This window comes from Kosakonia sp. MUSA4 (genome assembly GCF_013085925.1).
GTDB lineage: Bacteria > Pseudomonadota > Gammaproteobacteria > Enterobacterales > Enterobacteriaceae > Kosakonia > Kosakonia sacchari_B.
Genome location: NZ_CP025697.1, coordinates 1,363,462 through 1,386,782, shown reverse-complemented (window position 1 = coordinate 1,386,782; position 23,321 = coordinate 1,363,462). Strand labels below are relative to the sequence as shown.

Here is a 23,321-nt window from a genome sequence, read left to right as displayed (position 1 = left end):
GATGTCCAGACCTGCCATTATGATTAATGAGCGAGACGCCGAGCGTCTTGACCGGTTGCTGGAGCAACCTGATTATGCCAGCCTGCCGGTCGCGGATGCGTTGAATGATGAGCTGGATCGCGCTCAGATGTGCGCGCCAGAAGCGATGCCGAACAACGTGGTAACAATGAACAGCACGGTGAAATTCCGCGAGCTGAAAAGCGGTGAAGTGCGGGTGCGCACACTCGTGTATCCGGCGCAGATGACCGACAGCGCCACGCAGCTTTCCGTGCTGGCCCCGGTTGGCGCTGCGCTGCTCGGTTTACGGGTGGGTGACAGCATTCACTGGCAGTTGCCGGGCGGCACCACCACCGATCTTGAAGTGCTTGAGCTGCTTTATCAGCCCGAAGCGGCAGGCGATTTCCGGCTTTAATTCCCGCTGCTTTTTCCGCAGAGGATGCGCCCGCATCCTCTTTCCGTTCCCGCCATCCTATTCTTCATATTTGCCATATACGCTGCAAAAAATTCACGCCCTTTATGGTTCAATCAGCACAACATAACCCACAGGGAGAAGCGTTTATGTATCAGACCATTATTATGCCGGTTGATGTTTTCGAAATGGCACTGAGCGACAAAGCGGTGCGCCACGCTGAATTCCTCGCCCAGCGCGAGGGCGTGATTCATCTTCTGCATGTATTACCCGCTTCCGCCAGCATGAGTCTGCACCGTTTTGCTGCCGATTTGCGCCGCTTCGAAGAGCATTTGCAGCAGGAAGCGCAAACCCGCCTCGACACCATGAAGACCCATTTTTCTATTGAGCCGACACGCGTGCGCACCCATGTGCGTTTTGGCAACGTGCGCGATGTGGTCAATGAGCTGGCCGAAGAGCTGCTCGCGGATATGGTGGTTATCGCCTCGCGCAATCCGTCAATTACCACTCACCTGCTCGGCTCCAATGCCGCCAACATCGTGCGCCACGCGCATATTCCGGTGCTGGTGGTTCGGTAAATAGTGCTTGCTCGCCGGATGGTAGCTTGCGCCTTATCCGGCCTGGCGGTTCATTGCCTTTACGCTGGCAATCACGCCCGGTGGCGCTTCGCTTACCGGGCCTACAAAACCCGTAGGCCGGGTAAGCGTTAGCGCCATCCGGCATAAAAAAAAGAGGCTACCCGAAGGTAGCCTCTTTCATTTGCAGGTATTGCTTACTTTCTTATTTTGCTTATGCAGTTTTAGTGCGAATCAGGTAATCAAACGAACTCAGAGAGGCTTTAGCGCCTTCACCGGTCGCAATGATGATCTGTTTGTACGGCACCGTGGTGCAGTCGCCCGCCGCAAACACACCTTTCACGCTGGTTTCGCATTTGGCGTCGATGATGATTTCGCCCATGCGGTTGCGCTCAATTGCGCCTTCCAGCCAGGTGGTGTTCGGCAGCAGACCAATCTGGACGAAAATCCCGGCCAGCGCGACCTGGTGTACGTCGCCGCTGATACGGTCACGGTACTCAAGGCCGGTTACTTTACTGCCGTCGCCTTTCACTTCGGTAGTCTGCGCGTTCAGAATGATGTCGACATTTTTCAGGCTGCGCACTTTATCCTGCAATACCTGGTCAGCTTTCATTTCCGGCGCGAATTCCAGCAGCGTCACGTGCTCAACAATCCCCGCCAGGTCGATAGCCGCTTCCACGCCAGAGTTACCACCGCCGATCACCGCCACGCGTTTGCCTTTAAACAGCGGACCATCGCAGTGCGGGCAGTAGGTCACGCCTTTGGTGCGATACTGATCTTCACCCGGAACGTTCATGTTGCGCCATTTCGCACCGGTGGCAATGATGATGCTGCGCGCTTTCAGCACCGCGCCGGACGCGGTTTCAATCTGATGCAGACCGCCTTCAACCGCCGCCGGGGTCAGTTTTTTAGCGCTCTGGCTGTCAATCACATCCACGTCGTAATCCGCGACGTGCGCTTTCAGCGCACCCGCCAGTTTCTGGCCTTCGGTTTTCGGTACGGAGATATAGTTTTCGATATCCACGGTATCCAGCACCTGGCCGCCGAAACGTTCGCCCATCAGGCCGGTACGAATACCTTTACGCGCAGAGTAGACTGCCGCCGCCGCGCCCGCCGGGCCGGAACCGACGATCAAGACATCGTAAGCATCGCGTTTGTTCAGCTCTTCCGCCGCGCGTTTTTCCGCACCGGTATCGATTTTGGCGACGATTTCCGTCAGGGTCATACGACCCTGACCGAACTCTTTACCGTTCACGAACACCGCCGGAACGCCCATTACGTTGCGATCGGTGATTTCGTTCTGGAACGTACCGCCGTCAATCGCCGTATGTTTAATGCGCGGGTTCAGCACGGCCATCAGGTTCAGCGCCTGTACTACGTCCGGGCAGTTGTGGCAGGAGAGCGAGTAATAGGTTTCAAATTCAAAGTCACCGTCGAGATCGCGGATCTGCTCCAGCAGCGCCTGCGCCTCTTTCGACGGATGCCCACCGGTCCACAGCAGCGCCAGCACCAGTGAGGTAAATTCGTGACCCAGCGGCGAACCGGCAAAGCGCGGGCCGCTGGTTGAGCCTGGGTTGGTGATCAGGAATGACGGTTTACGCACCGCCAGGCTGTTGTCTTCTTTAAAGGAGACTTTGTCAGACAGCTCAGCGATTTCGCCCAGCAGTTCTTTGATTTCTGCCGATTTCGCGCTGTCATCCAGCGTAGCAATCAACTCAACAGGTTTAGTCAGTTTCTCAAGGTAAGCCTTGAGCTGGGTTTTCATTGTGGTGTCGAGCATTCTTAGTCCCTCGCTTAAAACATCATCATGCAAGCCGCGTTGTTCAGGCTGCATCAATGCAACTTGCATCATGGTGCTGAATAAAACGGGCACCCAAAAGCACCCGTTTGCAGAATAATTTCCCCAGTATTTCGCGTCAGAGCAAGGCGGCTAGCCTGAGAGTCCCCGGGAGCTTACACCAGTAAGTGACCGGGGTGAGCAGGTGACGCCAACGCCGCTATGACGTGAAAGACGCCGGGAAATTTAGATCTTGCCGACCAGGTCCAGGGAAGGAGCCAGAGTCGCTTCGCCTTCTTTCCATTTAGCCGGGCAAACTTCGCCTGGGTGAGAAGCAACATACTGAGCCGCTTTGATTTTACGCAGCAGATCAGAGGCGTCACGGCCGATGCCTTCAGCGGTTACTTCGATGGCCTGGATGATGCCCTGCGGGTCAACAACGAAAGTGGCACGGTCAGCCAGACCTTCGTTTTCACGCATGTTTTCGAAGTTACGGGTCAGGGCGCCAGTCGGGTCGCCAATCATCGCGTATTTGATTTTCGCGATGGTTTCAGAGCTGCTGTGCCACGCTTTGTGGGTAAAGTGGGTGTCGGTAGAGACAGAGTAAACGTCTACACCCAGTTTTTGCAGCTCTTCGTAGTGGTCAGCCACGTCGCCCAGTTCAGTCGGGCATACGAAAGTGAAGTCAGCCGGGTAGAAGAAGAAGACGCTCCAGCGGCCTTCAGTATCTTTTTCGGTTACTTCGATGAACTCACCGTTTTTGAACGCCTGGTTTTTGAAAGGTTTGATCTTGGTATTAATTAAGGACATCTATACTTCCTCCGTGTTTTCGTTGGGGTGTAAGTTAACGAACTTTGTTTGATCGAGCCAATGTGTTTGCTTTATCAAATCAATAAGCGTTAGCTAACAAACCCTAACGAGCAACCATGTGAACGGCTGATTTGCCAAAAGTAAAAAGGCCACCGCGACGGGTGGCCTCGATACCTGAAATACCCGTGGGTGCTTCAGCGCCAGCAAGCTGGCTATGCGTTGCGCTCATAACCTAAAAGGTCATCAAGCCGTTCGATTAGAACATTGCTGACGGCTGACGACAACGTTTCATTTCGCGATCCTGCCGATGATTGTGATAGGTTTTCCCTAAGTCGAATATTAACCATTTAATTAGTAAGGATTTTTATGCTTAAGCGCCTGTTAATGCTGACTTTGCTGCCGCTGACCCTACACGCCGAAGAGCTACCTGCGCCGGTAAAAGCCATCGAAAAGCAAGGCATCACCATCATCAAATCCTTCGATGCGCCAGGCGGTATGAAGGGGTATCTCGGCAAATATCAGGAGATGGGTGTCACCATTTACGTCACGCCGGACGGTAAACACGCCATCTCTGGCTATATGTACGACGAGGCGGGCACCAACCTCAGCGAGAAGTTAATCTCCAAAGAGATTTACGGCCCGGCGGGCCGCGCGCTGTGGCAGCAGATGGAAAAAGCCGACTGGATCCTCGATGGCAAAAAAGAGGCGCCGCGCGTGGTCTACATGTTCGCCGATCCGTACTGCCCGTACTGCCCGTACTGCAAACAGTTCTGGCAGCAGGCGCGTCCGTGGGTGGAATCCGGCAAAGTGCAACTGCGCACGTTACTGGTTGGCGTGATCAAACCGGAAAGCCCGGCGGCCGCTGCGGCGATCATGAGCGCGAAAGATCCGGCGAAAAGCTGGCACGATTATGAGCAGTCCAACGGCAAGATAGAGCTGACGCTGCCGAAATCCGTGCCGCCGGAGATCATGAAAAAGCTCAATATCAACCAGAAAATCATGGACGATCTCGGCGCGAACGCCACGCCAGCGATTTACTACATGAACGAAGATAACGTGTTGCAGCAGGAAGTGGGCTTGCCGGACGCGGAAAAACTGAAAACCATTATGGGCGATAAATAACGGCGACGCAGACCGCGCCGCCGGAAATCATTACAGCTTACACAGGCGCTCTGCCGCGGCCAGCAGCGTCGATTCCTGTTTCGCGAAGCACAGGCGAATCAGCTTGTGCGGGAAGGGATCGGCGCAGAATACCGACAGCGGGATCGCCGCCACGCCAACCTCTTTAGTCAGCCACTGGCAGAAACTCACGTCATCCAGATCGGAAACCGCGCTGTAATCCGCCAGCAGGAAGTAAGTTCCCTCGCACGGCAAAACCTCCAGCTTGCTGTTGCTGAGCGCATTCACCAGCACATCGCGGCGCGCGCGGTAAAATTCCGGCAACTGACGATAATGTTCCGGCTCGGCGCGCAGCATATCCGCCAGCGCCAGTTGCGCCGGGGTATTGACCGAGAAAGTCAGATATTGATGCACTTTGCGCAGCTCGACGCTGATGGCGGCAGGCGCGACGCAATAGCCCACTTTCCAGCCGGTCATATGATAGGTTTTACCGAATGACGATACCGCCACTGCGCGCTCACGCAGTTGAGGATGCGCCAGCACGCTGGCATGGCCCTCTTCGGCAAAACAGATGTGCTCGTAGACTTCATCGCTCAGCACGTAGATTTCACGATCGGCAATCGCCTGCCACAGCGCGGCAAAATCCGCTTTGCGCCACACCGTTGCCGACGGGTTGTGCGGCGTATTCAGAATCACCAGCCGCGTACGATCGCTAAGCTGCGCGGCAAACTGCTGCCAGTCGACGCGAAAGTGCGGCGGCTGCAAGGCAATGCGTTTCAGCACACCGCCGGAAAGCTCCACCGCAGGCGCGTAGCTGTCGTAGCTCGGATCAAAACAGACAACTTCATCGCCCTGACGTACCAGCGCAGTGATCGCCGCGTACAGCGCTTCCGTCGCCCCGGCAGCCACCGTAATGTCGCTGTTCACATCCGGTTTATGGCCGTATAGCTCCGCCGTTTTATCAGCAATGGCTTCGCGCAGCGCCAGCACACCGGTCATCGGCGCATACTGATTCGCCCCCTGCGCCACATGAAACGCCAGACGCTCCTGCAAATAGCGCGGGCCGTCGAAATCCGGGAAGCCCTGCGACAAATTAATGGCCTTGTGCTGCTGCGCCAGCGCGCTCATTTGCGTGAAGATGGTGGTGCCTAAAGCGGGGAGTTTACTTTGCGGAATCAATGCGTTATTGCTCATCGTCATGTGCCTGCTTGTAATACGCGTGTTGCTGCCACTATAACACGATGTTAGTATTTGGCAATCAAGACGCTTAGACGTCTATACGATAACAATATTCCTTATAAGGAAGGGTTATGACAGACAACCTGCAACTCCAACAACTCGTCGCCGCTTGCCACTGGATCGGCGCGAAAGGCTGGGCGCCCGCCACCGGCGGCAATATGTCCGTTCGCCAGGATGCCGACTGGTGCTGGCTGAGCGAATCCGGCAAAGACAAAGGCAGCCTGACGACCGAGGATTTTTTGCAGGTTTCCATTGCCGATAACCATGCGCCTTCTGGCCGAAAACCCTCGGCGGAAACCGGCCTGCACACTCTGATTTATCGCCTCTACCCGCAAGCTAACGCGGTGCTGCATGTGCACACGGTGAACGCCACGGTGCTCTCGCGGGTGGAGAAATCCCCTGCCCTGCTGCTGAACGGTTTTGAAATGCAAAAATCCCTCAGCGGCCAGACCACGCACCTCGACACCGTGCCGGTGGCAATTTTCGATAACGATCAGGATATCGACGCGCTGGCCGCACGCATTGCCGACTACGCGCAGACACATCCGCTGCGCTATGGTTTTCTGCTGCGCGGCCACGGGCTGACCTGCTGGGGGCGCGATGTCGCCGAAGCCCGTCGCCATCTGGAAGGGCTGGAATTTTTATTTGAATGCGAAATGCAGCGTCGCCTGCTGGAGAGATCATGATCCGCGCTATCGTTACCGATATTGAAGGCACCACCAGTGACATTCGCTTTGTGCACAACGTCCTGTTCCCGTACGCCCGCGAGCGTCTGGCCGGGTTTGTCACCGCAGAGCAGTACAAAGAGCCGGTTAGCACCATCCTCAATAATCTGCGTGAAGAAGTGGCGCAGCCGGAGGCAACCACCGCCGAACTGATTGCGGTGCTGTTTGCTTTTATGGATGAAGATCGTAAATCGACGGCGCTGAAGGCGTTGCAGGGGATCATCTGGCGCGACGGCTATGTGAATGGCGATTTTAAAGGCCATCTCTACCCGGACGTGCTGCCTGTCCTGGAAAAATGGAAAGCGCAGGGCATTGATCTGTATGTATATTCCTCTGGCTCAGTAGCGGCGCAAAAACTGTTATTTGGCTACAGCGACGAAGGTGATATTACTCATCTGTTCAGCGGATATTTCGACACGCTGGTCGGTGCGAAACGGGATGTGCAGTCGTACCGCAATATTGCGACGCAAATTGGCCAGCCGCCCGCTTCCATTCTGTTCCTCTCCGATATTCATCAGGAGCTGGACGCCGCCGAAGCGGCAGGTTTTCGCACCACGCAACTGATTCGCGGCGATGATGACGCAGCCAGCCATCATCACCAGGTTCACTCTTTCAGCAACATTAAGCCGGAGCAGATCCCTTCATGAGCGCACTGACGATTTATACCGATAAAGATGCCAGCACGCCGGTGTGGCACAGTACAGAGGCCAGTGAAATTCAGCAGCAGCTAAACGCCAAAGGTGTACGTTTTGAGCGCTGGCAGGCCGACCGCGATCTGGGCGCTAACCCGACGTCAGACACGGTGATCACCGCTTACCAGCACGCCATCGACAAACTGGTGGCCGAAAAAGGTTATCAGAGCTGGGATGTGATCAGCCTGCGCGCCGACAACCCGCAAAAAGAGGCGATGCGCGCCAAATTCCTCAACGAACATACCCACGGTGAAGATGAAGTCCGCTTCTTCGTTGAAGGCGCGGGCCTGTTCTGCCTGCACATTGGCAGCGAGATCTACCAGGTGCTGTGTGAGAAGAATGACCTGATTTCCGTACCCGCCGGCACCCCGCACTGGTTTGATATGGGCTCAGAGCCGAACTTCACCGCCATCCGGATTTTCGATAACCCCGAAGGCTGGATCGCGCAGTTTACCGGGAGTGATATTGCGGAAGGGTATCCGCGGTTGGCGTAATAAGAAAAAATTTATCCTGTATGCCTGTTTTTGCGCATAGCAAAGACAGGCAGAACATCACTCTCCAAATTATTCACATCAACAATACCCCCCCAATGTTAATCATCCCGCTATAGCATTCGTCTTATCCGCGGCTTATTAAATACAGAAAGATCATTTCTCATCGTGTCATATCGAAAAAAAGCGCTCGTTTTCACATTCCAGACCTACATAAAAAACTAAATTATCTTTCAGGATTAAGCTGTAATGTAAAAACACACAACAGAGGATATTAATGATTAATACAATACAGAATTAGCTATTATCTGCGACGCTTCCAGAAATGGCGTCGCGGCAGAGTATCCGGGATTGTGTTCATTACTGGCCCAGTTAGCAGGCCGGATAAGCGTTCGCGCAATCCGGCATTTTCTGGATAAAGTTTGCTATTCCGCTACTTTATTATCAGTATAATTATCTGGCTTTTTAAGCCATTTAGCTATTCTTTTCATATGCTCTTCATCTGACATATATGAAAGAGACTTTTTGATTTCATTTTCCATATCAGTTTTCGATTTATCACCTTCCAGTAAGTCTTCTAACAACAAATAAGCTTTATTTGCCTCATCTTCATTATTATTATAAAGCAAACCATGCCTTCTGACTAAATTTTCGAGAGATTTCGCATCCTTATCATGCGTCTCTACATAACCAGCCATAAAGACAACTCTTGCTATCACCTTTACCAACTCATCTCGCATATTATCAATTTGAGCCTGACCATAACTTATTGAACCAGTAATTTTCTCAAGCTCTTGTTTTTTATTTTCCAGAACAACCTTTATATCAGCTATATTTTTTTCAATATTACCAATTTCATTTTTTCGCCATTTGGTAAACGTCTGGAGAATATCGCCAGTAAGATCATTAATCTTATTAACACCGTGAACAGCGAAAGAGGTAATAAAGTAAACAAGCAGGGATATAAAAGGAATTATTATCGAAGCACCCAAACCAAGAAGAACCGGTTTCCAAAAGTAAAGCCAACCATCCCAAACGACCCATACTAAAGAAATCCTTTCCTCTATTTCTTTATGTGACAGAAACAGAATTAATATATTTTCCCAGTTAAATAAAATAACTGCACTGAACATATAGACATAGGCAGGCCCTTTAAATCTTTCCAGAAAAACACTTTTACTTTCCGCGATCACAGTACTCGTTAAATCACTCATAAAATCCCTATTTAGCCATTGATAAATAGTTCTATTTTCTATTGTTTTCGCTCGTACTCATTTCATATAAATTTAAAAACTTCTTCCGGATCTAACCCCACCAATCTCGCCAAATGCACAAACTCCACCACATCTAACCTTCTTTCACCACTCTCAATTTTGGCGATGAAAGATTGTGGGCGACCAAGCGCCTCAGCAAGTTGAGCCTGAGTGATGCCTCGTTCTTTACGGGCTTTTTTTAGCGCTGTGATCACGCGCTGATACTCTTCTGAATAGACGGATGCCATACGATCGATTCCATGATAAATATCCCGAAATCGAATATCTCCCCGCTGCCTTTTTATCCCAAAACAGGATAATTGAACGCATAATAACTACGTGTAAGGAGAACACAATGGAAAGTCATAACTGGCATCATGCAGACATCATTGCCGCGCTGAAAAAACGCGGAACCAGTCTGGCCGCACTGTCCCGAGAAGCAGGGCTGGCATCATCAACACTGGCAAATGCTTTGCAGCGCCCTTGGCCAAAAGGCGAATCAATTATTGCGAAAGCACTTGAACTGGAACCTGAAACCATCTGGCCAGAACGCTACAGAGATAAGAAAGGGAACAAGATCGAACGACGTTTTCGCAAGTCTTTCCGCTAATGATGAACAAGAAAGAAACATTAGACGATTTTCTCATTCGCCCTCTCCCCAATGTGGAGAGGGATAAGTGCGTTCAGCTTATCCTGAATGAGGATTCATGGAATCGGGTAATAAACGCAATGGAAAACCCGCCCGAACCCAATGCAAAACTCAAACACGCGGCCAACCGCCTGCAACGTCTGAAATTCTGAGCCCATGATTAGTCGCTCCCTCCAGGTCTCTTATTTCCCTTTTTCACTGGCAATCTCCCCCGCCACCAGCAACACTCCTTAAGCCGCACACAGTCAAAAGGAGCGAAACATGTCGGGCGATTTTTACTGGATCAATGAGCCGCAACATTGGCGCGAAGCGCAGGGCAAAATCGAGGTGCTCACCGATGGTGACACCGATTTCTGGCGCAAAACCTGGTACGGGTTTGAGCACTTCAGCGGCCACGGTTATGTGCATGATGTGACGGGCGATTTCACCTTTCAGGTGCGGATCCAGGCGCATTTCTCCGCGCTGTACGATCAAGCGGGTGTGCTATTGGTGGCGGATGATCAGAACTGGTTAAAAGCCGGGATAGAGTTTAATGACGGCGCGCCCGCCATCGGCAGCGTGCTAACGCAGGGCTTTTCGGACTGGGCGACCGGTATTTTCACCGGCGATGCGGGGGATTTCTGGCTGCGGCTGAGCCGCAAAGGCGATGCCCTGCGGCTGCAATACTCCACCGACGGACGCGTCTGGCCGCTGCTGCGGCTGTGCCATTTTCCCCATCCGCGTTGTGCAGTCGGCGTGATGTGTTGCACGCCGGAGCGAAGCGGGCTGGCAGTGAGTTTTACTGACATGGCATTAACGCCACTGCTGGAGAAAGATCTGCACGATCTCAGCTAATATTTTACCCCGCTTTCTCTGCTCACAAAAACCGGCCAGCTATGTTCCCTTGGGTGACATAACTGGTCGTCGCTTATAAGCACTCAGCGCATCATCTGTCGATGGATAATCAGAGAGCGTTAATCGTTATTTCTATTCTGCGACTTAACTCTACTTCAGTAACGCTACATTAAGTCTTTAGCAATATGTAAAGATGTAGAATATATTTATCACAAGAAATCAAAAATCAGAAAATATATTATACAGGCCACACAGTAAAATCATACTTCGTATATTTACTCTTTGTATTACATGGTTTTTTTAATCGTTATTCAGGGATATCACAAAAACGATTTTTTATTATTTTAACCATGAAGATTTCCCTTTAGTCGCCGATAAAAATAACGTTACCCCTGGAAATGGAATGTACCTGAGGCCTTTATGACTATTTTAAAAAAACTGCTATTTGTTTTTGCCATTACCTTTGTCGCCATGCTTCTGCTCGGCGGTTTGAGTATTCGTGCATTAGACAAAGCACAAGAACGCTTTGATTATGTTATTGATAATAGTCTGCCAAGTATCAGTAAACTCAGCGAGGCGCTACAGCATCGCGAAGAGGCAAGGCGGCAAATTCTGATGTCGCTGCTGATTAATGATGAAGCCGTTTTTACTAAGCATATGGCGCAGGCGAAAGATGAGTTGAATAAAACCAGAGCGATACTGGAATATTATAAAGCGAATTTAATCAGTGATGATGACGATGCCCGGAAATTGGCTAGCACGCAACAAGCCTTTGATGATTACGCACAGAAAGCAGAATCGATGACAGGCGTTTATCACCGTGACGGCATCGATGCTGCACGGCAGATGGTATCGGATGGCGGAGTTACCGCCAATGCTTCCGTCGCATTGAGTGCAAATATTTCTGAAATGTTGAAGCATAATTATACTATCGCTAAGGAATATGCGGTAAATAACCATACGCAGTATCAAAATACGTTCTGGTTATTAATTTCAACAATTATCTTTTTATTAGTGCTGATTGCTGTATTTGCCTCGATCATTCTTGGTTATCTGAATAAAGGGTTGAAAAACCTACAAACCAGCATGGGCACTATCAGCGAATCACTGGATTTAACCCTGAAAGTGGATCTCACGAAAAAAGATGAACTGGGTGCCACTGCGGCAAGTTTTAATGGCCTGATGGACAAAATCCGCAATGTATTAAGCAGCGTGAAAGAGGCCAGCAGCGAAGTGGATACCGCCGCCACTGAAATCGCCAAAAGCAACGACGATCTCTCTTCACGCACCGAATCACAGGCGTCTTCGCTGGAACAGACAGCCGCCAGCATGAACCAGCTTTCGGCGACGGTGAAACAGAATAAGGACAACGCACAGGAGGCGAATACCTTTATTGGCCGTCTGCAGACGATGATGAATGAAAGTCATCGCGAACTGAATTCCCTGCAAAAATCGATCGACGATATTTCCGCTTCATCGGCGAAGATCTCTGAAATCACCGACATTATTGACAGCATCGCCTTCCAGACCAACATTCTGGCGCTGAATGCGGCGGTGGAAGCCGCCCGCGCGGGTGAACAGGGCAAAGGCTTTGCTGTTGTGGCGGGCGAAGTACGTTCGCTGTCGCAGCGCTCATCCGTCGCGGCACGGGATATCCGCGGGCTGATCGATGAAGCGATTAAGAATGTCAGTGAAGGTGTCAGTTATGCCGCCAGCGTCACCACGCGGATGAATAATGCGCTGGGCGCAGTGGACGAAACCACGTTGCTGATTAATCAGGTGAATAACTCTTCCAGCGAGCAGCGCCACGGTATTGAGCAGGTGAATATTGCCGTCAGCCAGATGGAGGGCAATCTGCAACAGAACGCCGCAATGGTCGAACAGATGGCGACCGCCGCCAATTCGCTCAGCCACCAGGCCGGGAAGCTGCTGAATGATGTGAATGCATTCAGGCTGTAGCCGAAATGCCGGGTGGCATGCGCGCCATCCGGCATCGGGCAAAAATCCTTCTCCGGCTGCGCAATAGCCCGATTGGGGGATTGAGGGTTATCACGGTTTTCCTTTTACGATCTGCGCTTTCATATAGCTCAGGCAACTGCCGCCCCATTTCATTTCCATATCGCGGTACAGCTCTTCCGCCAGCCGGTACTCTTCTTCGCTGATGGGAGCATTCGCTTCAATGAGGTAATCGCAGATCGTTTCAAAGGCCAGCCCGCTTTCGTTGTAATCCACATAATCGATGGCAAATTGCAGCCTTTCAGCGTCCACGCGCCCGAGGAAGCGTGCGCCAAAGGCTTTCACTCTTGCGCCCATCATCGCGCTTCTCCGCTTTTGTTCGTCACCAGCACCGCTAACGCCGGAACCGACACCGCAAGCAAAAACAACACCACGCTGATCGCCGGGCTACTCGCCTCGCGCCAGTTGCCGAGCAGCGCCGAGAGCAGAAAAAACGCCGCGCCGCACAGCAGCATCGCCACACCAAACAGGCGATTCACGCGATACCAGGCCGCCTCATCGCGCAGCGTACGCGCCGTGCGTACACCGTAAAAACGGTTCGGTTTAATGCGCTGCCGCGCCAGCGGGATCGCCAGCGCCATCAGCACCAGGCATCCCATGCTGAGGTAAATGAAGGTCTCGTTCATGAGTGCCTCTCCTTTGTCATGGCGTCACAGCCTAAAGGCTCTGAATGAGCCTTGCATGCAGTCTCAGGACATTTGCCGATATGGCTTGTACAACGCTCTGGGAAAAATCATCCGGCAATGATTGTGTTGCTGTCTTGAGTGCGTCAGGGATGTCATCGGCGAAATCGCGCAGGATCGCCATCATTTGATCCTGCGCGAAATTCACCTCTTTCGCGGTTGCCAAAAAGTGACGAGCCGAGATTTTATCGACCACATTTTTCCTGCCCTTGCTCGCTTTCAGGCTCATGGCTAATTTCAGATCGCTCATGTGCAAACCTGCGCCCCCCAGAAGCGGAAACGCAGAAATGATGTCGTAGAAAGGAGTCAGTTGATAGCTGCCTCCAGCATGGATAAAAATGGAGAAGTTTTTTGCATGCCCATCAGTTGCACCAAGCAGCCACTGAAAAACCTGAAATTTCATAAAATTATAGCGATCTTTTAGGGCTTCCCGGGAGCCAGACAACAAGGCCATAATCCTGGCAATACCAGGTCCACCGTCGGACTCATATTTCACCGATGATGGCAACCCAAACGCCTGACAGAGATCTTCCTGCGGTAGTCTTAACAAAACACTTCGATCCCGGTTCCAGCGTCGGTCAAAGCGCGCTACAGCAAGCGCCCGAATCCTGCCCGCCTTCACAATTTCGGCCTCTGGCACAGCAAAACCCAGCGCCCGCGCAACAGCCAAACACAAGTATTCATTATCCACACTGTTGCTTAAATCCAGCGTCGCATTCGGCTGACGGATTTCCCCGATCGGTAGCTTGATAATATGTGTTGTTGGCGTGATCCCACGGGGAATGCACCAATCGTCGTTTATTTTCAACAACGCTGTTTTTTCCTGTGCCCCAGCGATGGAGATCCTGAAATCATCCTCGCCTTCGATCATACCTAAAGGAATATCACCGAGGTAGGACATCAGCACCGCTTCAAGCCTCGTTTCGTTAAGCTTTACCCAGTTTAACGCCAGGGAGACGGCCTCTTCTCCGGGCGGAAGTAACGTCACAGCGCCAACGCTATCTCTTCCTATTTCAGCAAGCAGATCAAAGGGTTGTTTTGACACTGCGTGATAACGCTTAACGATACGATCGCGCACACGCGGGCTGTCCGGCAGCAAATTATCGAAGTAGTTATACACGGCATCGGACGTAATGTTCCCGAACTGCAACGGTAATGATAGTGAAAGGGTCTGGCGCGCTCGCTTTGCAGCCAGCTCGCATCATATTTATAAGTGTGCGCGCCGTTGGTTTGCTTCGTCAGCTCCCCTACCTGCTCGTTGTTCATCCATGTACTCAGTTTTTGCATTACCAATCCAAGTCCTGTTGGTTACGGTTTCCGCCATCCGTTCTGTTTTTTTCTTGCAGAACGAGTGACAGTTCAAGCGATTGCAAAATCTTAAAGAAGGTCGTCAGGGTAGTTTTATCAGGATTATTCTCGAAGTTAGAAATCGTGGCCTGCTTGATGCCAATGCGTTTCGCAAGCTCATTTTGTGTCCAGCCGTTTTTCTGCCGTATCAGCTTTAACGTGTTCGCCAGTTGAACGGGGCTGTAGATTCCTGAAAGTGTCATGGGGTTCGCTTTTCCGGCAACTTATCCTCACTAAGGGATAATTCAGGTTTTATACCCTCCAGGGGATATTGTCAAACATGCCGGATTTTTCGCAATTATCCCCACTAAAGGATAAAAACTCCAATATCCCTTAGTGGGGATAACACCTTGGCGGATCGCTTCACGACACACTGCTGTCATCGCAGCCGATGATGGCGGAGCGGCTACTGTGCAAGAAAGACGTTGCCGATGGCGTGCTTATCCGGCATACCGGGTTACGCTTGCTGCTCCCGCTGGCGATGAATCCCCATTGCCAGCACCTGCGCCGGGTCAAACAGCGACAGGCTCTCAACCTGTGATAACAACAGCACTTTGCGGAAATCCAGCGCCGGGCGCGGCCCGGAAGCCAGCTCGATATTGTGTTCGGCGTACCACGCGCTGTAGTTGTGCTCGACATGCAGATCCAGCGTCTTTTCATCGCGATAGCCGCTCAGCATCGGGATCAGCACAATGTTGTTCGCATCGTCACTGTCAAAAGTGGCAGTGACGATCATGCCAATGTCAATGCGCTGCGACTTAAGCGTTATCCACGCCAGATCGCCCTCTTCAATCGAATCCAGGATCCAAGGACGCTCCCCTCCGGCCTGGCGTTTACTGGCCGTAATAGGCGTGCGAACCGTGCTTACGCAAATAGTGTTTGTCCATCAGCGCCTGCTGCATATCCGCAAGCTGCGGCGCCAGTTGGCGCGAGAACAGCCCCATGTAAGCGCACTCTTCCAGTACCACCGCATTATGCACCGCATCCGCCGCGTTTTTGCCCCATGCAAACGGGCCGTGCGAATGCACCAGCACCGCCGGGATCTGCATCGGGTCAATATCGCGCTGTTCAAAGGTTTTGATGATCACTTCCCCGGTTTCATACTCATATTCGCCGTTGATCTCCTCTTCGGTCATCAGCCGCGTACAGGGAATAGCGCCATAGAAGTAATCAGCGTGCGTGGTGCCCCACGCGGGCAGATCCAGCCCGGCTTGCGACCAGATAGTGGCGTGGCGCGAGTGGGTATGCACAATGCCGCCAATCTGCGGAAAACGGCGGTACAAAGCCAGGTGCGTCGGCGTATCGGAGGAGGGTTTTTTGCTGCCCTCCACCACGCGCCCGCTGGCAATCTCCACCACCACCATATCGTCGGCAGTCATCACGTCATATTCCACGCCAGACGGTTTGATCACCATCCGCGTGCGCGTGTCGTCCACGGCGCTGACATTGCCCCAGGTAAAGGTCACCAGATGGTGAGCGGGCAACGCCAGGTTGGCGGCCAGCACCTCGGCTTTCAGTTGTTCTAACATGCGAATCCCCCCTCCTGCATACGCGCTTCAATCCAGCGCCGCGCCTGAATAATTTCCAGCACCGGCTCTTTGGCTTTTTCGGTCCACATCTCAATCAAAAATGCACCGCGGTAGTTCAGTTGTTGCAGCGTGCGAAACACGCCGACAAAATCGACGCAGCCTTCACCAAACGGCACATCGCGAAACTGGCCGGGGCTGTCATCGGTTACCGGCTGCGTGTCTTTCAGATGAATGGCGGCAATACGGTCGATACCCAGCGACAGTTCGGCACTGACATCGTTGCCCCACGCGCTGAGGTTGCCGACATCCGGATAGACGCTGAACCACGGCGATGCGAGCATTTCATCCCACTTTTTCCACTTGCTGATCGAGTTCATAAAAGCGGTATCCATGATCTCGACTGCCAGCATCACCTGCGCGGCAGCGGCCTGCTCCACCGCCCATGCCAGCCCTTCGGCAAAACGTTGCTGCGTGCCTTCGTCATGCTCTTCGTAATAGACGTCATAACCGGCAAGCTGAATGGTGCGAATACCGAGATCGCGCGCCAGACGAATCGCTTTGCGCATGATGTCGCGCGCCCGCTCGCGCACCGCTTCATCGCGGCTGCCAAACGGAAAACGGCGGTGCGCAGAGAGACACATCGAGGGAATGGCCACGCCGGTCTCCAGCATCGCTTCCACCAGCGATGCCCGCTGCGCGGTGCTCCACTCCAGCCGCGATAAGCGCTCGTCGGTTTCATCCACCGACATTTCGACAAAATCGAAACCGCAGCTTTTCGCCAGCACCAGCCGCTCTGGCCAGCTCAGCTCTTTCGCCAGCGCTTTTTCATAGATGCCTAACGGATGCGTACGCATTAGTTGTCTCCCCAGATGGCGCGAATTTGCGCGTGGAAATCGCTTGCGGTTTGCGCTGGATCCGCCGCGCCGGAAAGCGCGCGCCCGGCAATAAAGGCTTTGACGTTGATATCTTTAAACAGCGGCAGATCGGCAGGCTGCAGTCCGCCGGTCACCGACAGTTCAAGGCCGATATCCGACAGCGCTTTCATCCGCGCCAGATCAGCCTCGCCCCACTGCTGGCCGCTGGCCTGTGCATCGCGTCCGCGGTGGTAAATCGCCTGACGCACGCCAATGCGGTGCCAGTCGCGGGCATCATCAAAGGTCCAGTTGCCGAACAGTTCGATCTGAATTTCGCCGTGATGCGCCTGTGCCACGGCGTGGCCTTTCTCAATGGTCGCCAGTGGCGCGGCACAGATAATGGTCATCCAGTTCGCGCCCGCGCCCAGCGCTTGTTGCGCCAGCGTTTCTCCGGCATCGGCCACTTTCCAGTCGGCAACGATGATCTTCTCCGGGCACTGAGCGCGCAGGGCGCGCACGGCGTTTAGCCCTTCGCTAAGGCACAAAATAGTGCCGGCTTCAACGATGTCCACGTGATCCTGTAACAGCGCCACATCGCGGTGTGCAGCCGCAAGGCTGGTATGGTCGAGCGCCAGTTGCAGTAATGGTCGGCTCATAACGTATGCTCCTTAATGCGGGCGTGAAAGCCCTGTAGTGCTTCAATCAAAAACTGGTAATGCGCGTATTTGCGCTGGTAGGCGGCGTGCGCGGCCATATCGGGCGTGAGCGTGCGGATGTCATGCTTCAGCGTTTGCTGCGCGTGGTGAAAATCGCGGAATATGCCAGTGCCGACCAGCGCCGCCAGCGCTGCGCCAAAGCAGCCGGTCTCTTCCACCTGCGGTAATTCCACCGGTAAGCCGCTGACATCCGCCAGCATCTGCATCCACACATCGGAGTGCGCCGGGCCGCCGGTAACCCGCAACGCGCGTACCGCGGTAAAGCGTTCCCGCATGCGATTGAGGTGAGTCATATGGCAGAACACCACGCCTTCATACACCGCCTGCAACAGATGCGCGCGGGTGTGCAGCGCCTGCATACCGTAAAAGCCACTGGTCATCTCCAGCCCAGCGTTGCTGCCGTAGAGAAACGGCAGGAAGAACAGCTCGCTGCCCGCTTTCGGCAGGCTGGCTACTGCCTGGTTGATTTCGTCGAAAGAGATGTCGCCCCACTGCGCGGTGAGCCACTCCAGATTGCCGGAGGAGGTCGGGCTGGCTTCATGTACGATGTACTGGCCGTCATTGACGTAGCGACCGTAAACATAAGGATGTGCTTCATGATCGCGAAGCCCGTTAGCAATACCGCTGGTCACCGCCCATGTTCCCATTACCGCATTGAGCCGCTGCTCATCCTGCAATCCGGCGCAGAGTGCGGTGGAAACCACATCAAACAGACCGCCAACGACGGGCGTACCCGCCGCCAGACCGGTTATGGCGGCTGCCTGAGCGGTGATTTCCCCGCAGATTTCGGCGCAGCGGACAATCGGCGGCAGCGCGGCGTCAATTTCCTGAATACCCAGCCACTGCGACAGCCGCGCGTCGTAGCGCTGGCTTTCCATGTTGTAGAGATTGGATTCGGAGATATTGCTCTCTTCGCAGCCTTTGCGGCCGGTCAGGCACCAGCGCAGATAGTCGTGCCCCATCATCACGCAGCCAATCTGTGCGTAACGTTGCGGTTCGTTCTCCTTCACCCAGCGCAGCAGCGAAACCGGGTGCCCGGTCCATAATGTCTGGCGGGTGAGCGGATAGAGTTTTTGCGGAATACCATCCTGTTGCCAGCGCCGGACAATATCCAGCGCGCGGCGATCGGAAGACAAGATCGCCGTTCCCAATGGCTGGTCGTTTTTATCGAGCAGAAATAACCCTTTCCCCTGTGCCGAAATCCCCACGCCGCGAATGAGTTTCCCTGGTGTGTGGGTCTGTTTTAGCAGGCGGGAAATCGTTTCGGCACACGCCGTCCACAGCGCGTGCATATCGCGCTCGGCATAGCCTGGTTGCGGGCTGAGCGTTTTCAATGGCTGGCGCTCAATGCCGTGCTCCCGGCCCTGGCTGTCATATAAACCGGCTTTCAGATAAGTACCGCCGCAATCGATACCCAGCCAGAAGGTCTCTTTTTCACTCATCTTTATGCTCTCGTTGCTATTGCCGCTTATTCGGCCAGGCGATCCCGCCACCGTGCTTCATTTGCCGGATGGCGGCTGCGCCTTATCCGGCCTACAGGTCACCGCTTATCTCCAGGCCCGGTAAGCGCAGCTCCGGGCTTCACTGCCGGATGGCGGCTGCGCCTTATCCGGCCTACAGGTCACCGCTTATCTCCAGGCCCGGTAAGCACAGCTCCGGGCTTCACTGCCGGATGGCGGCTGCGCCTTATCCGGCCTACGGGTCACCGCTTATCTGTAGGCCCGGTAAGCGAAGCGCCACCGGGCATCGCAGTCAGGCTTCGCGTTTGTGCGCGCCGAGCGGGTTAACGGCGGCGTTTCCCGCATCGCACTTCGCTGGCAGCAGCAGCGCCATCAGCGCGGCGAGCGCCAGGGAAATCGCCAGGCAATAAACCCCGGCATCTTTGCTATAGAGGTTGATCAGCACGCCCACCGCATACGGGCCGCAGAAACCGCCGAGGTTACCCAGGGCGTTAATCACGCCGCGCGCGCCACCGGCCATTTCCGCGCTGAACAGCCGCGCCGGAATGGTCCAGAACACGCCCGCCGCCGATTGCAGGAAGAAGCCGCAGCCAACCAGCGCCGCATAGGACAGCCAGATGCTCTCTTTTAGCGCCACCGACAAGAACATGCACAGCGCAAAACCCACCAGCGGTAACGAGACAAACAGCTTGCGTTTACCGGTCCGGTCAGAGAGGGAAGAGAAGATAAACATCCCGGCAATTGCGCCGATGTACGGCAGAATGGCCAACATGCCTACCTGCCCCATGGTGCTGTGAGTGAGTTCTTTCAGAATGGTGGGCAACCACAAGGTGTAGCCGTAGATGCCGGTCTGGTAGAAGAAGTTGAGCGCAATCAGTTGCCACATGGTTCTGTCGGAGAGCACGGCGCTCAGCGAGGCGTTCTTCACCTCTTTCCCGGCAATCGCGCGCTGTTCTGCCGCCAACGTCTCAACCAGATATTTTTTCTCGGTCTCCGAAATCCAGCGCGCTTCCTGCGGGCGGTCATAGATGGTCATCGACCACAACACCAGCACCACGATGGAGAGCAGACCTTCGATGATAAACAGCCAGCGCCAGTCCAGCGCGGTGATGATCCAGCCGGAAAGCGGCGCGGTGACGATACCGGCAATCGGCACAAACATGATCACAATCGCATTGGCGCGGCCACGTTCCACATCCGGGAACCAGTTGCTGATCATCGTCAGCACCACCGGCAACATGCCGCCTTCCGCCACGCCGAGTAAAAAGCGCAACGCCAGCAACTGATACTGGTTGGTGACCAACCCGGTCAGCACCGAGATCACCGCCCAGGCCACCAGTGACCAACCGATAAATTTCTTGCCGCTACCGTGCACGGCAATTTTGCCGCCAGGCACCTGCAAGAAGAGATAACCGATGAAGAAAATCCCCCCGGCGAGACCGGCCATCGACGCGGTAATACCGAGTTCCTGATCCATCCCGCCGGGCATGGCAAACGCGATATTCACGCGGTCCATATAGGAAATAATGCAAGCGATAAGAATCGGGGGAATTATTCTTAACCAGCGCTGATGCGGAATATCCGCAGGTGTAGAGTAAGAGGATGTATTCATAATTAGCATCTCGTTAAAAGTAACAGGTATGCGATGACAGAGGTTGTTGTATTTATTGTCTGGCTTTATTTAATGCGTTAATGCCGTCGCGTAATATCGCGACGCGATGGTCAATACTGGCTTCGGCATCAATTTCCAGTAATTTAATGCCGCTGAATAATAAATTATCGTTTGCCGTGGCGTTAAATAACGCGCTGGCACCATCGACCGTTAATAAACTCTCGGCGCAAAACGGAGCAAATGGCGCGTGCAAATCCTGCCATTCACCATAAGCGCCCTGCTGCGTGGTGCCGGAGAACATCAAGCCGCGCAATTTTCCGGCCTGTTGCGCCAGTTGCGTATGCGTGAGCGGCAATGTCGTATTGCGCCCTTCAATGGCGGAGCGCGCCCAGTTAATGCACACGCCAATCTCCACGCCCGCCAGCGTTTCCAGTACATTTTCCAGCGGCAAAAAGCCCTTACGCGGCGCGGGCTGGTTCATGGCATCACAATGTTCGAGCACCAGCTCGCAATCCCAGTCCCAGTGGGCAATTTCCGCGATTGAACGGGCAAACGCGTCGGTGGCTTGTTCCACGCTGGTATTACCCGCCAGCGGTGCGGCCTGCATCTCCAGCGCGATGATTTTTCCGGGAAAACGGGCATTGACCGCGCGGATTTTGTTATGCAGATGGCGGTAATAATCAACGCAGGCGCGGCGCTGTTGTTCATCGCTGGAGGCCAGACCAAAACCGCCGTTCGACGCGCGGCGGCGCATGGTTTCCATCACCGCCGTCACCACTATCTGCCACTCGCCCGGCGTGTGTTTCAGCAGCCACGCATCGCCAAGCGGATGCAGATTCTCCAGACAAGGCTGTTCCAGCCCGGCAATGTGCGGCGTATCCGCCAGTTGCCGCCAGAAATCCCGTTCCTGCTGTTCACCCTGCTGGTGAAACGACGGCGCGCAGGGATACGCACCGATAATATAACCGGCATTATTATTCATATTTCGCTCCTGCTCAGCGGCGAATTAATTCAATGCAGAAATCGCCACCTTCACAACAATTTTACGAATAGCCGTTGCGCGATGTTTATTACAGGCCGGACGATGAACATCCTGCGGGAAAAATATCGCGTAGCTGCCTGGGACCATTTCAAAAAAGGATTCGTTTTCACTGCCCTGATAATAAATAATATCGCGCTGGGCCAGCAGTTCTTCCTGAATAACGTTATTTCCGCGGTCAATCGCAATACCGATCTCTTCTTCGCCCCACGCCAGAAACTGAATATCCAGATAGCGGCGGTGAACTTCCGGTTTCTGCTGCTCCCTGGGCTGGGTGGTCAGGTCAAGGATCTGCGCGAAGACCGTGCGCCCGTCAATTTCCACTACTCCTGGTTGCAGGGTGCGGAAATCGGTGGTGCGCAGAAATTCCAGCGCGGTTTCAATCGCTGCCGGTAGGCGGCAGGGATTGGGCTGTGAAATATGGCCGAAGATCATCGTTCCTCCTTACAGCGCCTGGATTTTGGCCCACACGCTGTCATCCACGGTGATGCCATTGCGGCGGTTCTCTTCCAGCAGGCGGGTAAACTCGTGGCCCGGCAGGCGAACCGGCGCATTTTCATCGGCGCGTTCCGCAGTGGTGATGTAATCCATAATGCGTTGCAGCTTGGCATCGCGCGAAGCGCCGTCTATCAGCTTATCGACTTCAATGGCGATAAAGACCTGCGAAATACCGTATTCGTCGCTGTTATCCTCCGTCACTTCCGCGACAGATGCGCCATCAGAAAGCAGCGTGGCAATCATATCCAGCACAATCGACAGGCCAGAACCTTTCCAGTAACCCATGGGCAGGATGCGGCGGTTTTTCTCAATCACGCCCGGCTCTTTCGTCAGGTTGCCGTCATCATCAAAGCCGCCATCCACCGGCAGTTCGCGCCCGGCCAGCCGGTTCACTTCCAGCATGCCGTAGGAGAACATCGACATCGACATATCCACCATGGTGATCGGCGTGGAGGGAATGGCGACGATCAGCGGGTTGGTGCCGATACGGCACTCTTTAGCACCCCACGGCGGCATCACGGCAATGGAGTTGGTCCAGCAGATACCGATATAACCTCTCTCCGCCGCCTGCCAGCCATAGCTGCCACCGCGCATCCAGTGGTTGGCGTTACGCACCGCTACCAGGCCAATGCCGTGATCCGATGCCAGTTCGATAGCGCGATCCATCATCTTTTTCGCCGTCAGATTGCCAATCGAGCGCTGCGCATCCCACTGTTCAATCGCGCCAAGATTGGCGATGCGTTTAGCCTGCGCCTCCGGAATGATGTCACCGGCATCCAGTTGCTGAATAAAACGCGGGAAGCGGTTAACGCCGTGGGAATAAACGCCGGACTCGGTGGTGCGGGCGAACATCTCTGCGCAGGCATCGGCTGTCTCTTCACGCACCTTGCGGGAAAGCAGCACGCGTTTGAAAGCGTGTTTCAGCTCTTCGAAGGTTACCTTCATTTTTTTCTCCTGATTGCATCGAACATCTGTGCTTTTTTTATACCCCTGA

The 23,321-nt window shown here is 53.8% G+C and carries 28 protein-coding genes and 1 pseudogene; 10 read left to right on the top strand and 19 right to left on the bottom strand.

Going from position 1 to position 23,321, the window contains the following annotated elements; genetic code table 11:
- Position 1 precedes the first annotated feature (1 nt).
- Both rnk and uspG read left to right on the top strand, forming a co-directional pair.
- Positions 2 to 412, top strand: a complete 411-nt coding sequence (rnk, locus tag C0557_RS06590) for a nucleoside diphosphate kinase regulator (protein ID WP_208657924.1) — start codon at positions 2 to 4, stop codon at positions 410 to 412.
- A 146-nt stretch (positions 413 to 558) separates the two neighbouring features.
- A complete protein-coding gene (gene uspG / locus C0557_RS06585; protein ID WP_074775203.1) occupies positions 559 to 987 on the top strand; it encodes a universal stress protein UspG in 429 nt (142 codons plus the stop codon).
- A gap of 211 nt (positions 988 to 1,198) precedes the next feature.
- Here uspG and ahpF read toward each other — a convergent pair whose 3' ends face one another.
- Both ahpF and ahpC read right to left on the bottom strand, forming a co-directional pair.
- Positions 1,199 to 2,764, bottom strand: coding sequence for an alkyl hydroperoxide reductase subunit F (ahpF, locus tag C0557_RS06580; protein WP_007373827.1), 1,566 nt, complete (start codon positions 2,762 to 2,764; stop codon positions 1,199 to 1,201).
- Between the two features lie 243 nt (positions 2,765 to 3,007).
- A complete protein-coding gene (gene ahpC / locus C0557_RS06575) occupies positions 3,008 to 3,571 on the bottom strand; it encodes an alkyl hydroperoxide reductase subunit C (RefSeq protein ID WP_007373826.1) in 564 nt (187 codons plus the stop codon).
- Positions 3,572 to 3,937: 366 nt separating this feature from the next.
- Between ahpC and dsbG the strand changes: the two genes are divergently transcribed.
- A complete protein-coding gene (gene dsbG / locus C0557_RS06570; RefSeq protein WP_208657923.1) occupies positions 3,938 to 4,693 on the top strand; it encodes a thiol:disulfide interchange protein DsbG in 756 nt (251 codons plus the stop codon).
- Between the two features lie 30 nt (positions 4,694 to 4,723).
- Here the strand turns inward: dsbG and C0557_RS06565 are convergent, their stop codons facing one another.
- Positions 4,724 to 5,884 (bottom strand): pyridoxal phosphate-dependent aminotransferase, encoded by a 1,161-nt coding sequence (locus C0557_RS06565; protein WP_208657922.1) that lies wholly within the window; start codon positions 5,882 to 5,884, stop codon positions 4,724 to 4,726.
- Positions 5,885 to 6,000: 116 nt separating this feature from the next.
- Here C0557_RS06565 and C0557_RS06560 point away from each other — a divergent pair, with 116 nt between their 5' ends.
- From C0557_RS06560 to C0557_RS06550, 3 genes are read left to right on the top strand one after another with little or no spacing between them, the layout of a single operon-like run.
- Positions 6,001 to 6,615, top strand: a complete 615-nt coding sequence (locus C0557_RS06560) for a methylthioribulose 1-phosphate dehydratase (RefSeq protein ID WP_208657921.1) — start codon at positions 6,001 to 6,003, stop codon at positions 6,613 to 6,615.
- On the top strand, positions 6,612 to 7,301 hold the full coding sequence (gene mtnC / locus C0557_RS06555; RefSeq protein ID WP_208657920.1) for an acireductone synthase: 690 nt from the start codon (positions 6,612 to 6,614) through the stop codon (positions 7,299 to 7,301). Before C0557_RS06560 ends, mtnC begins: the two co-directional genes overlap by 4 nt.
- Complete coding sequence (locus tag C0557_RS06550; protein ID WP_208657919.1) at positions 7,298 to 7,840, top strand: acireductone dioxygenase; 543 nt, start codon at positions 7,298 to 7,300, stop codon at positions 7,838 to 7,840. Before mtnC ends, C0557_RS06550 begins: the two co-directional genes overlap by 4 nt.
- A gap of 422 nt (positions 7,841 to 8,262) precedes the next feature.
- Here the strand turns inward: C0557_RS06550 and C0557_RS06545 are convergent, their stop codons facing one another.
- Positions 8,263 to 9,051 (bottom strand): hypothetical protein, encoded by a 789-nt coding sequence (locus tag C0557_RS06545; RefSeq protein ID WP_208657918.1) that lies wholly within the window; start codon positions 9,049 to 9,051, stop codon positions 8,263 to 8,265.
- Between the two features lie 62 nt (positions 9,052 to 9,113).
- Positions 9,114 to 9,338, bottom strand: coding sequence for a helix-turn-helix domain-containing protein (locus tag C0557_RS06540; RefSeq protein WP_208657917.1), 225 nt, complete (start codon positions 9,336 to 9,338; stop codon positions 9,114 to 9,116).
- 107 nt (positions 9,339 to 9,445) lie between these two features.
- Between C0557_RS06540 and C0557_RS06535 the strand changes: the two genes are divergently transcribed.
- From C0557_RS06535 to C0557_RS06520, 4 genes are all read left to right on the top strand, one after another.
- Positions 9,446 to 9,700, top strand: coding sequence for a helix-turn-helix transcriptional regulator (locus tag C0557_RS06535; protein WP_208657916.1), 255 nt, complete (start codon positions 9,446 to 9,448; stop codon positions 9,698 to 9,700).
- The gene (locus C0557_RS27645) at positions 9,700 to 9,891 is read left to right on the top strand and encodes a DUF1778 domain-containing protein (RefSeq protein ID WP_208657915.1); all 192 of its coding nucleotides are present in this window, start codon (positions 9,700 to 9,702) and stop codon (positions 9,889 to 9,891) included. The genes C0557_RS06535 and C0557_RS27645 overlap by 1 nt, the downstream gene beginning before the upstream one ends.
- A gap of 109 nt (positions 9,892 to 10,000) precedes the next feature.
- On the top strand, positions 10,001 to 10,573 hold the full coding sequence (locus C0557_RS06525) for a DUF1349 domain-containing protein (RefSeq protein ID WP_208657914.1): 573 nt from the start codon (positions 10,001 to 10,003) through the stop codon (positions 10,571 to 10,573).
- A 420-nt stretch (positions 10,574 to 10,993) separates the two neighbouring features.
- Positions 10,994 to 12,532 (top strand): methyl-accepting chemotaxis protein, encoded by a 1,539-nt coding sequence (locus C0557_RS06520; protein WP_208657913.1) that lies wholly within the window; start codon positions 10,994 to 10,996, stop codon positions 12,530 to 12,532.
- Positions 12,533 to 12,622: 90 nt separating this feature from the next.
- Here the strand turns inward: C0557_RS06520 and C0557_RS06515 are convergent, their stop codons facing one another.
- The 14 genes and pseudogenes from C0557_RS06515 to yiaK form a co-directional block, all read right to left on the bottom strand.
- Positions 12,623 to 12,889, bottom strand: a complete 267-nt coding sequence (locus C0557_RS06515; protein WP_208657912.1) for a MafI family immunity protein — start codon at positions 12,887 to 12,889, stop codon at positions 12,623 to 12,625.
- Positions 12,886 to 13,215, bottom strand: coding sequence for an SdpI family protein (locus C0557_RS06510; protein ID WP_208657911.1), 330 nt, complete (start codon positions 13,213 to 13,215; stop codon positions 12,886 to 12,888). Before C0557_RS06510 ends, C0557_RS06515 begins: the two co-directional genes overlap by 4 nt.
- 31 nt (positions 13,216 to 13,246) lie before the next feature.
- Entirely contained in the window at positions 13,247 to 14,143 is an 897-nt protein-coding gene (locus C0557_RS06505) for a HipA domain-containing protein (protein ID WP_371813262.1), read from the bottom strand.
- A 168-nt stretch (positions 14,144 to 14,311) separates the two neighbouring features.
- A pseudogene (locus C0557_RS27640) lies at positions 14,312 to 14,538 on the bottom strand (HipA N-terminal domain-containing protein); the annotation flags it as partial.
- 20 nt (positions 14,539 to 14,558) lie between these two features.
- Positions 14,559 to 14,822, bottom strand: coding sequence for a type II toxin-antitoxin system antitoxin HipB (gene hipB, locus C0557_RS06500; RefSeq protein WP_208657910.1), 264 nt, complete (start codon positions 14,820 to 14,822; stop codon positions 14,559 to 14,561).
- A gap of 254 nt (positions 14,823 to 15,076) precedes the next feature.
- On the bottom strand, positions 15,077 to 15,355 hold the full coding sequence (locus C0557_RS06495) for a hypothetical protein (RefSeq protein WP_371813234.1): 279 nt from the start codon (positions 15,353 to 15,355) through the stop codon (positions 15,077 to 15,079).
- 97 nt (positions 15,356 to 15,452) lie between these two features.
- Positions 15,453 to 16,148, bottom strand: coding sequence for an L-ribulose-5-phosphate 4-epimerase (gene araD / locus C0557_RS06490; RefSeq protein ID WP_208657909.1), 696 nt, complete (start codon positions 16,146 to 16,148; stop codon positions 15,453 to 15,455).
- Entirely contained in the window at positions 16,142 to 17,002 is an 861-nt protein-coding gene (locus C0557_RS06485; RefSeq protein WP_007373807.1) for an L-ribulose-5-phosphate 3-epimerase, read from the bottom strand. Before C0557_RS06485 ends, araD begins: the two co-directional genes overlap by 7 nt.
- Positions 17,002 to 17,658, bottom strand: a complete 657-nt coding sequence (gene ulaD, locus C0557_RS06480) for a 3-keto-L-gulonate-6-phosphate decarboxylase UlaD (protein WP_208657908.1) — start codon at positions 17,656 to 17,658, stop codon at positions 17,002 to 17,004. The genes C0557_RS06485 and ulaD overlap by 1 nt, the downstream gene beginning before the upstream one ends.
- Positions 17,655 to 19,160 carry an FGGY-family carbohydrate kinase gene (locus C0557_RS06475; RefSeq protein WP_208657907.1) on the bottom strand — a complete coding sequence of 502 codons (1,506 nt, stop codon included), beginning with the start codon at positions 19,158 to 19,160 and terminating at the stop codon, positions 17,655 to 17,657. Before C0557_RS06475 ends, ulaD begins: the two co-directional genes overlap by 4 nt.
- A gap of 310 nt (positions 19,161 to 19,470) precedes the next feature.
- Positions 19,471 to 20,790 carry an MFS transporter gene (locus C0557_RS06470; protein WP_208657906.1) on the bottom strand — a complete coding sequence of 440 codons (1,320 nt, stop codon included), beginning with the start codon at positions 20,788 to 20,790 and terminating at the stop codon, positions 19,471 to 19,473.
- 52 nt (positions 20,791 to 20,842) lie between these two features.
- Entirely contained in the window at positions 20,843 to 21,772 is a 930-nt protein-coding gene (locus C0557_RS06465) for a DUF4862 family protein (protein WP_208657905.1), read from the bottom strand.
- A 24-nt stretch (positions 21,773 to 21,796) separates the two neighbouring features.
- Entirely contained in the window at positions 21,797 to 22,264 is a 468-nt protein-coding gene (locus C0557_RS06460; RefSeq protein WP_208657904.1) for a YhcH/YjgK/YiaL family protein, read from the bottom strand.
- Positions 22,265 to 22,273: 9 nt separating this feature from the next.
- Entirely contained in the window at positions 22,274 to 23,272 is a 999-nt protein-coding gene (yiaK, locus tag C0557_RS06455; protein ID WP_043954346.1) for a 3-dehydro-L-gulonate 2-dehydrogenase, read from the bottom strand.
- Positions 23,273 to 23,321 lie beyond the last annotated feature (49 nt).